This window comes from uncultured Campylobacter sp. (assembly GCF_938030785.1).
Classification (GTDB): Bacteria; Campylobacterota; Campylobacteria; order Campylobacterales; family Campylobacteraceae; genus Campylobacter_B.
Window position 1 is genome coordinate 1 of sequence record NZ_CALHIK010000012.1, and the last position, 13,135, is coordinate 13,135.

Sequence of the window (13,135 nt, forward strand, 5' to 3'; positions counted from 1 at the left end):
CTACGGCGTAACCGAAGTACTTGAGAACGTCAAAAAAGCCTACGAGTATTTGGTAGAAGAGTTTAAAAAGCTTCAAGAGGTAGCCGAAGCAGAGGGCGACGATACTACTTCAAACATCGCGCAGGATCATTATGGCGATTATGAAAAACGCCTATGGATGCTTGCTTCGATGCTTTCAAAATAGTCTGATTTCGGCTGCGGAGCTTTTCTGCAGCCGAGTCTAAATTTTAATCCTTTTAAAATTAAAGTTTCAATATATCACGCTTTCGTTTCGTAAAATTTACTGCAAGAGCGAAGCGCGATTTTTCAAAATTTCAAAATTTCATTCAGCTTAAATTTCCTAAATTTAGAAAAAAGCATGCTCGTTTCGCCTTCCGGTCTTTAAATTTAAAGACGCGAGCTTCGGCGTTCAAATTTTCTGAAGAAGGGCCACAAAATTTTAAATTTTAAAAATTATCCTTCGTGTTGCGGTCGCTTACATGATCCCACGGTAGCTTCATTCCGCCGAGGATATGGAAGTGCAGATGCATTACCTCCTGCCCGCCGTTTTCGCCGCAGTTGCAAACGAGGCGGTATCCGCTCTTATCAAGCCCCATCGCCGCGGCCACCTCTTGGATAAAGGCGCTCATCTTCGCCATCACCTCAGGAGGCGTTACTTGGAAGTTTTCGTAGCATTTTTTAGGGATCGCCAGGATATGGATCGGTGCTTTTGGGTTGATGTCGTGGAAGGCCAGAAATTCGTCGTTTTCCAGCACTTTGTTGCACGGGATTTCGCCGTTTACGATCTTTTCGAAGATGTTCATTTTAGATCCTTTTATGAGGTTGAAATTTAGCCGCGATTATAGCCAAAAAATCCAAACACGCAAATTTACCTAGCTTTTATCAAATTTTAACTACAATCGCGCCATTAATTTAACCACAAGGATAGAATTTGCAAGAGATTAAAGCAAAAATCGACGCCGCATCGAGCTTAAGCGAGCTGGAAGCCGTGCGCTTGGAGCTTTTCGGCAAAAAAGGCATCATAACGGCGCTTTTTTCCGAGCTCAAATCCGCAGCGCCCGAGCAGAAAAAAGAGCTTGCCGTAAGCGCGAATGAAAAGCGCGATTATTTCAGCGAGCTCATCGCCGCAAAAAGGGCGAGCTTGGAAGAGGCGGAGCAAAAAGAGGCGATGAAAAATGAAGCGAGCGACGTTACGCTTTTTAACGAAAACGTAAGCTGCGGCGCGCTGCATCCGGTGATGGAGACGATGGATAAGATCATAGACTACTTCATCGCGCAGAATTTCAGCGTCGAAAGCGGCCCGCTCATCGAGGATGACTTTCATAATTTTGAGGCGCTAAATTTACCTAAATACCACCCCGCGCGCGATATGCAAGATACGTTTTATCTGAACGACGGGCGGCTGCTACGCACGCATACCAGCGGCGTTCAGATTCGCACGATGGAGAAATTTAAAGCTCCGCCGGTGCGCATGATCGCCCCCGGCGCGGTATTTCGCCGCGATATGGATCTAACTCACACGCCGATGTTTCATCAAGTGGAGGGTCTCGTAGTCGAGCAGGGAGACCGCGTGAGCTTCGCAAATTTAAAATACGTTTTGGAGGAATTTTTGCGCTATATGTTCGGAAGCGTGCAGGTACGCTTCCGTCCGAGCTTCTTTCCGTTTACGGAGCCGAGTACCGAGGTCGATATCAGCTGTATTTTCTGCCACGGTCATGGATGCCGCGTCTGTAAGCAGACGGGCTGGCTCGAGGTGCTAGGCAGCGGCGTGGTCGATCCTAACGTCTTTAAAGCGGTAGGCTGGAAAAACGTCAGCGGATACGCATTCGGGCTCGGCGTAGAGCGCTTCGCAATGCTGCTGCACGGCATACCCGATCTGCGCTCGCTATTTGAAGGCGATATTAGATTATTGGAGCAGTTTAAATGATAATAACGAGAAATTGGCTACAGGACTGGATCGACGTAAAAGAAATTTCAAGCGAGAAGCTGGCCGCTACGCTAAATTCCATCGGTCTTGAGATCGACGCGCACGATAAAATTTCACTTCCTAAAGGCGTCGTAGTAGGGCTCGTAAAAAGCAAACATCGCCACGAAAACTCCGATCATCTAAACGTCTGCGAGGTGGATGTCGGTAAGCAGAGCTTGCAGATCGTATGCGGCGCGAAAAACGTCGAGGCGGGGCAATACGTCGCGGTTAGTCTGATCGGCACCGTGCTGCCTAGCGGTATTGAGATAAAGCCTGCCAAACTTCGCGGAGTGGAGAGCTTCGGTATGATCTGCTCTGCGACCGAGCTTGGGCTTGCTAAGACGAATGACGGCATTATGGTGCTTGATAGCAGCATCGGCGAGCTCGTGCTCGGCAAGGAGCTGCGCGAGTATGAAATTTTTAACGACGACATTATCGAGATCGAGCTTACCGCTAATCGCGGCGACTGCCTTAGCATCTTAGGCATAGCGCGCGATCTGGGAGCTGCCTTGGATCTGCCGCTAAAAGTAAAGCAAGATTTTGAGGACGCCGACGGCTTGCCCGGCATCGGTAGAATTTTAAGCGTGCGCGCAAGCGACGAAGTAAGAGCTAAATTTGCATTTCGCGCCTTTGAGATCAAAAGCGCTCTGAAGCTAAATTTAAAGCAGACGCTGCGTCTTGCGAGCGCCGGGATACTGCAAGGATGCGCGGTGCAAAATTTCATCAATTACGCTACCCACGCTACCGGCGTGCTGCTACGTGCCTATGATTTTGAAAAGATCGCCGCAGCGTCGGAAAAGCTTATGCTGGACATCAAGACTATGAAAAACGGCGAATTCGGCGTTTACGCGAGGCAGAAGCTTCTAGGCGTAGCCGGGATCTGCCAAGATGCGCAGCTTAAAGCAAACGCAGCCAGCAAAACCGTGATCGTCGAGGCGAGCTATACGAGTCCGCTACTCATCGCTAAAGCGGTAAACGAAGACAAAAGCCTAAAGGGCGACGAGCACGTGTATCGCTCAAGCAGAGGCAGCGAGCCGAAGCTAAGAGCCGGGCTTGATCTGCTATTTAGATTGCTAGTAAAAAACAGCGCCGTTAGCCTATATGCCGGCACGCAAAGAGTTTCAAACGCTTTGGAGCCGCTTATCGTGGGCTTTAGCGAAAAAGAGATAAACTCAATGATCGGCGCGCAAATTCCGCGCGATAAGATCGTAAAAATTTTAAAAAGGCTGGGCTTTGATGTGGGCGTCGAAGCCGATCTCATCACCGCCAAGGTGCCGCCTTTCCGCCACGATATCGTAAACTCTCACGACGTGTGCGAGGAGATCGTGCGCATCGTAGGCATCGATAATATCGCCGCAGCGCCGCTAAGCTTCTACGAGAAAAACCGCCTAAACGATACCTACGTAAATTTACAAAATGGGCGCAAGCTTCGCAGTAAGGCTGCTGCGGTAGGATTTTTCGAGTGCGTGCATTATGTGTTTGACGACGGAAAAGCGCTAGAGAATTTAGGCTTTGCGCCGTGCAAGGTTAAAATTTTAAATCCGATAAACGGCGAGCTGGATGCGCTAAGACCGACGCTGATTAATCATCTGCTGGAATCTGCGGAGCGAAATTTAAAGAATTCTCGCAGAAGCGTCAAGCTTTTTGAGCTAGGAGAGGTGTTTGATGCGGACGGTTCGCAGTGCCTAAGACTGGGCTTTATCGCTAGCGGACTAAAGACGGAGCCCTCTATCGCGGCCGGCGCGAAACCCGCCGCGGTGGATTTTTTGTATTTTGCAAATTTAATCCAAAGCGTCATCGGTAAATTTAACGTCAGGCTGCCTAGCGAAAATTTGAAATTTTTAAGCGAATTCGAGCAAGCCCAGATCGAGCAGGACGGCGAGATAGTCGGCTTTATCGGGCGCGTGGATTACGCCGTAGAAGCAGGGCGCGATCTGGATAAAAGCTATCTGTGCGAGATCGATTTTTCCAAGCTTAAATTTAAAAATATCGTAGCGGACGCTTATTCGAAGTTTCCTAGCGTATCGCGCGATCTAAGTATTTTGGTGCCGAGCGGAATGCGTTTCGAGCAGATCAAGCAGTGCATAGACGCCCTTAAAATCGAGGCGCTAAAGGAATTTATCCCGAGCGATCTTTACGGCGACGAAAGCCTGGGCGATTCAAAGAGCCTGACGATCAGGCTTGTATTTCAAGACCTTCAAAAAACGCTCTGCGACGAGGAAGTGGCGGGCTTTACCGATAAAATTTTAGCCGCGCTTAGCAGCGAGCTGGGGCTTGGGCTGCGATGAGAATTTTTGCGCAAGCTAGCCCTTTGCGAGCGGAGATCTCAAACATCGCCGCGGATAAATCGATCTCGCATCGTGCGGCGATCTTTTCGCTGCTAGCGGAGGGGACGAGTAAAATTTCAAACTATCTAGCCGCCGAGGATACGCTAAATACGCTAAAAATAGTGGAGCTTTTGGGTGCTTGCGTGCAGCGCGACGCGAGCGAAATTTTAATCACTCCTCCCGCCGCTATCAAAGAGCCTAACGTTCCGCTTGATTGCGGCAACTCGGGTACGGCGATGCGGCTATTTATGGGCTTTTTGGCGGGATGCGAGGGCTTTTTCGTGCTGTGCGGCGATCGCTATCTAAGCGAGCGTCCGATGAGGCGCGTTGCGGATCCGCTTTGCAAAGTAGGCGCTAAAATTTACGGGCGTCAAGGCAGCGAAAAGGCGCCGATTGCGGTGCTAGGGCAAAAGCTTGGGTATTTTGAATACGAGAGCAAGATTGCGTCGGCGCAGGTCAAGACCGCTCTAATTTTAGCGGCTTTGCGCGGTAGCGGGTGCAAGTTTAGCGAGCCTGAGCTTAGTCGCGATCACAGCGAGCGGATGCTAAAAGCGATGGGCGCGCAAATTTCGCGAAACGGCCTTGCGATCGAAGTCGCGCCGCTTAGCTCGCCGCTCAAACCGCTTGAAATTTTTATCCCAAACGACCCCAGCTCGGCGTTTTTCTTTGCGGTCGCCGCAGCGATAATTCCTGGCTCGCGCATCGTGCTAAAAAATATGCTGCTAAACAAAACCCGCATAGAGGCGTATGAAATTTTAAAACGTATGGGTGCCGAGGTTAAATTTAATAAAACGAGCGAAATTTACGAGCAGATCGGCGATATAGAGGTCGCTTACGCACCGCTTCACGCCGTGGAGGTTAGCGAAAATATCTCGTGGCTGATAGACGAGGCGCCGGCGCTTGCTATCGCTTTTGCCTGTGCGCAAGGAAGTAGCGTGCTTAAAAATGCCGCCGAGCTGCGCGTAAAGGAGTGCGACCGCATAAAGGTAACCTGCGAAGGGCTTCGCGCCTGCGGCATCAAAGCGCGCGAGCTGCAGGACGGCTGGCAGATCGAAGGCGGCGAGACGAACGCGGCGATTATCACGCCGTGCGGAGACCACCGCATCGCGATGAGCTTTGCGATTTTGGGCTTAAGATCTGGGATGATTATCGAAGATAGCGATTGTATCGCGACGTCGTTTCCGAATTTCGCCGCGATTTTAAGACAGATCGGAGCCGGCGTTGAAGATTGAGATGGCCAAAAGCTACGGCTTTTGCTTCGGTGTCAAGCGCGCGATCAAGATCGCAGAAAGCGCTGGCGAGGCCGCTACGATCGGCGAACTGATACATAACGCCGAAGAGATTAACCGTTTAAAGCAAAATTTCGGCGTCAAAACCCTGGAGGGAGTTGGCGAGATCACTGACGAGCAAAAACTCATCATCCGCACCCACGGCATCCAAAAGGACGATCTGCAAAGATTAAAGGCACAAAATAAAGAGCTCATCGACGCTACCTGCCCCTTCGTGACCAAGCCGCAGCAGATCGTAGAAAAGATGAGCGCGGAGGGCTATGATATCGTGATCTTCGGCGATAAAAACCATCCCGAGGTAAAGGGCGTGAAATCCTACGCCAAAGGAAGAGTATACGTAGTGCTCGAGCCCGCGGAGCTACTACAGATCAAGCTTGGGACTCGTGTCGCGCTCGTTTCGCAGACTACGAAAAAGATAGAAAATTTTACCAAAATCGCGGATTTTTTGATGCAGCGCGCGAGGGAGCTGAGAATTTTTAATACGATTTGCAATGCGACGCTGGAAAATCAAGAGGCCGTAAAGAGTCTGTCGCAAAAGGCTGACGTGATGATAATCGTAGGCGGAAAAAATTCCTCCAACACCAAGCAGCTTTTTTTAATTTCACAAAATTTTTGCAAAGACAGCTACCTTATAGAAAACGAAAGCGAGCTTGAGCGCTCGTGGTTTGAAAACAAAAGCCTCTGCGGCATCTCCGCAGGAGCTAGCACGCCTGATTGGATCATCAAAAAAGTGGTAGCGAGAATCGAAAATTTAACGCAGAATTTATAAGCCCTCTTATCAAATTTACTCTTAGAAATTTATCAAATCGAAAGCAAATTTTAGCTAGAATCACACATTTTAGTTCTTTTCAAAAAAGCACAAATAAATTTAAAGGAAGCATATGGCTGAGGTGAACGAGAAGGTTCAAAACCACGCAGAGGAAGATTTTGCGACATTGTTAGAGGAGTATGACGCCCAAAAGTCTCGCGACGAGGTCGTCACAGGTAAGGTTATCGCCCTTAAGGACGGCGAGGTTTTCATAGACGTAGGCAGGAAGTCGGAGGGCATTTTAGACGCCGCCGAGGTTAGCGACGAGCAAGGAAACCCGCAGGTTAACGTAGGAGATGACATCAAAGTCGCTATTATCGGAAGCAGAGGCGGTCGCCCGGTCGTATCGTATAAAAAGGCTCTAAAGAAGGAAAAAGTAAAAGCGTTCATCGACTCTTATGATGAAAACGCAGAAAATATCTATGATGTTAAAATTTTATCGTTTAATAAGGGCGGCTATGTTTGCGCTAACGCAGACGACGTGGAATTTTTTATGCCTCGCTCGCAAAGCGCGCTTAAAAACCCAAACGGCGCCATCGGCAAAAATTTCAAAGTAAAGATCATCAAAGTAGATAGAGACGAGCAAAGCGTCGTCGTATCGCGCAAGAAGCTGCTTGATGAGGATCGCAAAGCAAGTAAAGAGGCGATCGAAAAGGTAGTCGCTACCGAGGGCATCATCGAGGGTATCGTTAAAAAGATCACTACCTACGGTATGTTCGTAGACGTAGGCGGCGTGGACGGACTCGTACACTACAGCGAAATTTCATACAAAGGCCCGGTAAATCCAAGCTCGCTCTACAAAGAGGGCGATAAGGTTCCGGTTAAAGTTATCAAGTACGACAACGATAAAAAACACCTCTCTCTTTCGATCAAAGAGGCGATGCCTGATCCTTGGAACGAGATCAAAGATAGCCTGGAAGTGGGCGATACTATCCGCGTAAAAGTAAGCAATATCGAGCCTTACGGCGCGTTTGTCGATCTTGGCAACGACATCGAGGGCTTTTTGCATATCAGCGAAATTTCGTGGGATAAAAATATCAAAAATCCGAAAGATTTCATCAGCGAGGGCGAGGAGCTCGACGTCGAGGTCGTAGAGATCAACCCTAGCGAGCGCAGATTGCGCGTGAGCCTTAAAAATTTACTCACCAAGCCGTTTGACGAGTTCGTTGCTAAATACAAAGTGGGCGACGTGCTAAAAGGCAGCGTCACTACGATTACAAATTTCGGCGCGTTTGTGAGGATCGACGGCGTAGAGGGACTTTTGCATAACGAGGACGCTTCGTGGGATCGCGGCGAGAAGTGCAAAAATTTATTCAAAGTGGGCGACGAGATCGAAGTTAAAATCATTAAGATCGACAAAGATACTCAAAAAATTTCTCTAAATCACAAGGAGCTCGGCGATAGCCCTATTAGCGATTATGCCAAGAGCCACAATCAAGGCGATGTCGTAAAAGGCAAGATCCGCGATATTAAAGAGTTCGGAATTTTTGTCGAGCTTGGAGGCGGTATCGACGCGCTTATTCGCAAGGAAGATCTTGGCAACGTAAGCGTAGATAGCCTAAAAGTGGGCGACGAGATTGAAGCTGCGATTGCCTTCATCGACGAGAAGAAAAATAGAATCCGCCTAAGTGTGCGCAGGCTGGCTCATCAGAAGGAGCGCGAGGCGCTAAACGAGATCAATAGCAACGATGACGAGAAGCAAAGCCTAGGGGATCTAATCAAAGATCAACTAAATAAATAATTACTCCCGCAAGGCATCCCCGCCTTGCGGATCCACTTCAAAAGGTTAAATTTAATGAAAACTATCATAGTCTGCGACGCAATCCACAAAATCGGTTTTGATCTGCTTAAGCAGGAATCGGACGTTAAAGTAATCGACGCCACGAGCGTGCCCAAGAGCGAGCTATACGGAATTTTAGGCGATGCTGACGTCGCGATTACCAGAAGCTCTACGGCGGTGGATGAGAAATTTCTAAACGCAGGCACCAAGCTAAAAGCGATAGTGCGCGCGGGCGTGGGTGTGGATAACTGCGACATCGACGGCTGCTCCAAGCGCGGCATTATTTTGATGAACGTACCTACCGCAAATACCATCGCCGCGGTTGAAATGACCATGTGCCATCTGCTAAATGCGGCGCGCAAATATGTAAATTCCTGCAACGATCTGAAAATTGATAGAATTTGGAAACGCGAGAAATGGTACGGCACCGAGCTTTATAAAAAGAGTCTCGGCATTATCGGCTTTGGAAACATCGGCTCGCGCGTGGGGGTGCGCGCGCTTGCGTTTGGGATGAACGTCATCGCCTATGATCCGTATATCGAACCCGAAAAAGCCACGAAGCTCGGAGTAAAATATACGAAAAATTTCGATGAAATTTTATCTTGCGACTTCATCACGATCCATACGCCGAAAAATCAAGAGACGATAAATATGATCGACGAGCCGCAAATAGCGAAGATGAAGGACGGCGTGCGCCTAATAAACTGCGCTAGAGGTGGGCTATATAATGAAAAAGCGCTCGCAAACAATCTACGCAGCGGCAAGATCGCGTATCTCGGCATCGACGTTTTCGACAAAGAGCCTGCGACCGATCATGAGCTTTTGGATATCGAAAATTTGAGCGTGACTCCACATCTTGGAGCAAACACGCTCGAATCGCAAAGCAATATCGCCAGGGAAGCCGCGGAGCAGGCGATCAGCGCAGCACGCGGCTTAAACTATCCAAACGCTTTAAATTTGCCGCTTAAGCTCGAGGATCTGCCGCGCGGTATCGAGCCGTATATAAATTTAGTCTCGAAAATGGCCTATCTTGCGGCGCAGATCAACAAGGGTCCGATCAAATCGATCACGATCGAGGGCAGCGGCGAGGTAGTGCAGTATCTAAAATCGATGCTCGTTTTTGCCATCGTAGGCGCGCTGCACGATTCTTTGGGTGATTCGCTAAATTACGTCAATGCTAAATTTCTTGCGGATGAAAAGGGGATCGAGACGAGCTTCGGCGAGCTTGCAAACAGCGTCTATAAAAGCGAGATCGCGGTAAAAATTATGACCGACGAGGCGATCTCAAATGTCGCGGGTACGGTCTTTGACGGCAGCGAGGAGCGTATCGTAAATATCGGCGGATTTAAGACCGATTTTAAGCCGAAAGGCAAGATGATAATCTTCAAAAACACCGACGTACCGGGCGTTATCAAATCCGTAAGTACGATCCTAGCCGACGAAAACATCAATATCGCGGACTTCCGCCTAGGCAGAGGCGAGGAGGGGGACGCTTTGGCGGTCATTTTGGTCGATTCCGAAGTACAAAAAAGCACGCTTGATAAGCTGGCGGCGCTTCAAACCTGCCTAATGGTGCGCTACGCGGCGCTTTAATCTTTTCTCGCTTAGGAGGCGGAATTTTAAATTTCGCCTCATCCAATTCTTTATGATTTAAATTTACAATTTCAGCCATGACGGCGTTTGATGAGGCGATGCGGGAATGCGCGGCTAGGATTTTGCGGAATTTGACGTAACGTGCAAACCAGCGCTTGCGATATGTTGCGGCATACGCTCGGCAGATATGCTTTGGCTCGCGGCTTTTGTAAACGCCGCGCGCGCGATAAATTTAACTCTCGCCGCGGGCTTGCTTTTAAATTTTAAATTTCGTCCTTGCAGAGCCGCTTTAAATTTCATAATCGCGGGCGCTGCCGATTAAATTTTGCCGCTATGCAGGTTTGGCACTCAAAGCACTGTGTCGCGATACAAGGCGCGGTAAAATTTTATTTTTACGAGACGCGGGCGCTTTTGTTTCAAATTTATGCGCGACAGCCGCTTCATCTCTCTAATCGTATCGCCCGTTTAAATTTAGGCAGCCGCCGAGAGATTGCGCCGCTGATTAAATTTTACGTTTTGTAGAAAGTACGCTTCTGTGAAAATTTCGCTCGGCCTAAATTTAGTCGATGCAAAATCAGCCGTAATGTGCTCTGTTAATTTGTGAGTTTAAGTGTTTCGATTAGGCTTAAAATTTTGCGGATCTGCGTTTGGTATTCGCGCGCGAGCTCTATGCTAGCGGGTCTATCAAAAAGCGTAGTTTCAAAAAGATCGGGCGCACCGTTTAAAAATAGATATAAGCGCTCATCCATAAATAACCGTGCTCAAGCTAAACTCGCCGCTCGTTTCGCGATTTATTTCGCGCAGACGCTCCATAAACGCGGGCGTTAGCAGATAGCGCGCTTCTACTTTGTCATCCGCAAACACGCGAAAATCGCGCATAAAATCCACATCGTCCATCATCTCTTTTTCGCCGAAGATCTTGGCGTTTAGCTCCCTGCTTACCACTATCGTTTTGCCCGAGGTTTTTTTCGCGAGCTCGCAGATCAGTACGTTGCCGTCAAAGTCCATATAGTTATCATAGAATATTTTGATCAACATAATCGCCGCTATGAGCGGATTATCCGTTTTCATGTAAAACCTACCATTACTATGTACCTCGCTTAGGCTAAATTTAATCCCGCAGTGCGCGCCCGCAATCCGATCCTCGCTTTTGATCCTAGATTTCCTATAAATTCTAAATTTTTGAAATTCCTCTTCTTGCATGCCGGTATATGGATCGTATTTTAAACCGGCATCTATATCGTTTATTACGGCGCGGACGAATATCTCTTTGTAAAATTTATAGTAGCGAATTTCCGCTTCGCTTTCTTGACTGGCGCAATGCATAAGAAATATCCAAAAGATCTGAAAAAGGATCAAGACGCTCGAAAATTCGGCAATTTTTATTAGAGGAGTGTCTGCTTTAACGCCGTTTAGAAACACTAATACGAACAGGACCGCAAAAAAGGCGGCTATACTGAGGTAGTAATATCTATTAAAAACTCTAGCGCACGCTTTTTGTTCGATTAAAGTCTGTGAAATAGCATCTTGCAAAGAAGGCGACATATCTATCCTTGAGAAAAATTTCGCCCGTATTGTAGCAAAATTTAACGTGATTTATAAAGAGCGAATTCCGCCGCATAATTAAATAGTCGAGATCGAAATTTAATTTACGCAGTCCGCGCGGCGTAAAATTTTAAAATCTTACTCTTTTAAATTAGATCCGCACTCGATTAGAATTTAATGTATCGTGTAAATTTATATTTCACGCGAGCCGCTTTTGTAAATTTACGTTTAAATTTTGCGATCACAGCACCCTGAGGTTGTCTGAGAGGAAATACATAAAAATCCCGAGCCCAAACATCACGAAAAGTCCCAAAAATTCGACATAAAGTTTCAGGCTTACGAGCCGTTTTGAGCTAAGCTCGTTTGCTTTCGCGCCGAAAAGTGCGGCTAAAAATATCACGACGCTCATTCCAAAACCGATGAAAAGCGCGCTCGCAACGCTAAGTGCGAAGCTTCCGAGGCTGAAGGCAAGCACGAAAATAAGGATCGTACCTGGGCAGGGCACGAGCGCCGCCGCAAGCGCGATAAGCCACTCTCGCCCTTTCTCGCCGCCGCAGGTCGCGCCATTTTGCAGCGAGCGAGATGAGGTTTGGTTTTTTAAATTTGCAGAATTTAAAGCCTGTTTTTGCCCGTTTTGTCTAGGCGAGTTTTCCTCTAAATTTGCGGTTAAATTTGAATCCGAATTTGACTCTGCCGCCGCGGCGCCTAAATTTTTAGTATCCAAATACTGCGCGGATTCGCCGCTTTGAATATTAAATTTAGAAAATTTATAGCTCTTTGACGCTGCGTGAGCGGAATCCCCGGCGTTTGTAAATGCCGTATTTTTTAAGCGGGAGTCCGTTTCTGCGGTGTTTGCGGCGGAAGCGCAAGCGGCGCAGGAGCAGCCCGCATCGTGGCCGGTGCCCGATCTTACGCGGCGAGCTTTATCGTAGATGATGAGCGCCGTTATGACGATGATCAGAAGTGCCGAAATTTTCGTAGTGATCGAGGCGGAATTCGTGGAAACGAGGCCTGCGACGTTTTGTAACACGAACATGCTCGCGCTTACCAAAACGAGCGCTCCTAGGACGTGCAGAAGCCCGATTTTAAGGGCAAATCCGAAGGCCTTGACGTAGCTGCCGCCATGGGCTAAGAAATAGCTCGCAGTTAGCAGCTTTGCGTGCCCCGGACCCGCCGCGTGGAAAAAGCCGTATATAAAAGAAAGTGCTAGAACCCATAGGACGGTGCTTGCGCTTGCATGCTCGCTGCTTGCGCGAAATGCCGTTTTGAGGCTTTTCATAAAATCAACCGTCTTTTGCGCGACAAACCCCAGCGCGATCTCGTCGTGCGGCTCGCTTGAAATGTCGCCGCTACCGGATACGGCGCCGTTTTTGCTCGCGCTATTTTGCGCTAAATTTAAAGAGCTCTCTTCGGGCGGAGTCGCGAGATTTTGCGTAGAATGCGAGGAATTTAAAGAATTATCTCGTCTCGCCGCAAAATTTTCGCCCGTATCTTTATCTACAGACGGCGCAGAATTTGCGGAATCGTTAAAATTTATCGCAGCGCTCCTGCCGCCTCCGTTTTGCGCTAAGCTTGAATCATCGCCTAAAGAAGCCGCGGCTTTTTCGCCGTTTTTCGCGGCGCTCTCTAAGCTTTCGCTGCCGAAGCGGTTGGAATTTGCGGGATCACCTTTTGCTTGCGCGTCCTTTTTGGCGGCTTTATTGATCTGCGCGATAGCATCCGAAGCGGCGATATTTTTTTGCGCCTGCGCAGTTGCCTCCGAAACGATATCTCCGACCGATCTTTGGTTTGATTTGCGCGCAGAGCCCATATTTGGCTGCTTGGCTT

At 48.4% G+C, this 13,135-nt stretch carries 11 protein-coding genes and 1 pseudogene; 7 read left to right on the forward strand and 5 right to left on the reverse strand.

Annotated features, from left to right (window positions below; all coding sequences use genetic code 11):
• Positions 1-184: ferritin-like domain-containing protein (locus Q0438_RS00770; RefSeq protein ID WP_299186202.1), on the forward strand; the 184-nt coding region annotated here is incomplete at its 5' end.
• Positions 185-446: 262 nt separating this feature from the next.
• On the opposite strand, the gene Q0438_RS00775 is transcribed toward Q0438_RS00770, so the two are convergent.
• Positions 447-803, reverse strand: coding sequence for a histidine triad nucleotide-binding protein (locus Q0438_RS00775; protein WP_299186205.1), 357 nt, complete (start codon positions 801-803; stop codon positions 447-449).
• Between the two features lie 128 nt (positions 804-931).
• Between Q0438_RS00775 and pheS the strand changes: the two genes are divergently transcribed.
• The 6 genes from pheS (at position 932) to serA (ending at position 9,763) form a co-directional block, all read left to right on the forward strand.
• Positions 932-1,927 carry a phenylalanine--tRNA ligase subunit alpha gene (pheS, locus tag Q0438_RS00780; RefSeq protein WP_299186208.1) on the forward strand — a complete coding sequence of 332 codons (996 nt, stop codon included), beginning with the start codon at positions 932-934 and terminating at the stop codon, positions 1,925-1,927.
• Entirely contained in the window at positions 1,924-4,254 is a 2,331-nt protein-coding gene (gene pheT, locus Q0438_RS00785; protein WP_299186211.1) for a phenylalanine--tRNA ligase subunit beta, read from the forward strand. Before pheS ends, pheT begins: the two co-directional genes overlap by 4 nt.
• A complete protein-coding gene (aroA, locus tag Q0438_RS00790) occupies positions 4,251-5,525 on the forward strand; it encodes a 3-phosphoshikimate 1-carboxyvinyltransferase (protein WP_299186213.1) in 1,275 nt (424 codons plus the stop codon). The genes pheT and aroA overlap by 4 nt, the downstream gene beginning before the upstream one ends.
• A complete protein-coding gene (locus Q0438_RS00795; protein WP_299186215.1) occupies positions 5,515-6,351 on the forward strand; it encodes a 4-hydroxy-3-methylbut-2-enyl diphosphate reductase in 837 nt (278 codons plus the stop codon). The genes aroA and Q0438_RS00795 overlap by 11 nt, the downstream gene beginning before the upstream one ends.
• A gap of 112 nt (positions 6,352-6,463) precedes the next feature.
• On the forward strand, positions 6,464-8,131 hold the full coding sequence (locus Q0438_RS00800; protein WP_299186217.1) for a 30S ribosomal protein S1: 1,668 nt from the start codon (positions 6,464-6,466) through the stop codon (positions 8,129-8,131).
• Positions 8,132-8,185: 54 nt separating this feature from the next.
• Positions 8,186-9,763 (forward strand): phosphoglycerate dehydrogenase, encoded by a 1,578-nt coding sequence (serA, locus tag Q0438_RS00805; RefSeq protein WP_299186219.1) that lies wholly within the window; start codon positions 8,186-8,188, stop codon positions 9,761-9,763.
• A 114-nt stretch (positions 9,764-9,877) separates the two neighbouring features.
• On the opposite strand, the gene Q0438_RS00810 is transcribed toward serA, so the two are convergent.
• From Q0438_RS00810 to Q0438_RS00825, 4 genes and pseudogenes are all read right to left on the reverse strand, one after another.
• Positions 9,878-10,063: a hypothetical protein gene (locus Q0438_RS00810; RefSeq protein ID WP_299186221.1), complete on the reverse strand. Its 186-nt coding sequence runs from the start codon at positions 10,061-10,063 to the stop codon at positions 9,878-9,880.
• A 293-nt stretch (positions 10,064-10,356) separates the two neighbouring features.
• Positions 10,357-10,512, reverse strand: coding sequence for a hypothetical protein (locus Q0438_RS00815; protein WP_299186225.1), 156 nt, complete (start codon positions 10,510-10,512; stop codon positions 10,357-10,359).
• On the reverse strand, positions 10,505-11,308 hold the full coding sequence (locus Q0438_RS00820; RefSeq protein ID WP_299186228.1) for a DUF3137 domain-containing protein: 804 nt from the start codon (positions 11,306-11,308) through the stop codon (positions 10,505-10,507). The genes Q0438_RS00815 and Q0438_RS00820 overlap by 8 nt, the downstream gene beginning before the upstream one ends.
• A gap of 241 nt (positions 11,309-11,549) precedes the next feature.
• A pseudogene (locus Q0438_RS00825) lies at positions 11,550-13,135 on the reverse strand (hypothetical protein); the annotation flags it as partial.

Coding starts and splice junctions, on each gene's coding strand:
- Q0438_RS00775 (WP_299186205.1), bottom strand. CDS start 803: ATGAACATCTTCGAAAAGATCGTAAACGGCGAAATCCCGTGCAACAAA.
- pheT (WP_299186211.1), top strand. CDS start 1,924: ATGATAATAACGAGAAATTGGCTACAGGACTGGATCGACGTAAAAGAA.
- aroA (WP_299186213.1), top strand. CDS start 4,251: ATGAGAATTTTTGCGCAAGCTAGCCCTTTGCGAGCGGAGATCTCAAAC.
- Q0438_RS00800 (WP_299186217.1), top strand. CDS start 6,464: ATGGCTGAGGTGAACGAGAAGGTTCAAAACCACGCAGAGGAAGATTTT.
- serA (WP_299186219.1), top strand. CDS start 8,186: ATGAAAACTATCATAGTCTGCGACGCAATCCACAAAATCGGTTTTGAT.
- Q0438_RS00810 (WP_299186221.1), bottom strand. CDS start 10,063: ATGAAATTTAAAGCGGCTCTGCAAGGACGAAATTTAAAATTTAAAAGC.
- Q0438_RS00815 (WP_299186225.1), bottom strand. CDS start 10,512: ATGGATGAGCGCTTATATCTATTTTTAAACGGTGCGCCCGATCTTTTT.
- Q0438_RS00820 (WP_299186228.1), bottom strand. CDS start 11,308: ATGTCGCCTTCTTTGCAAGATGCTATTTCACAGACTTTAATCGAACAA.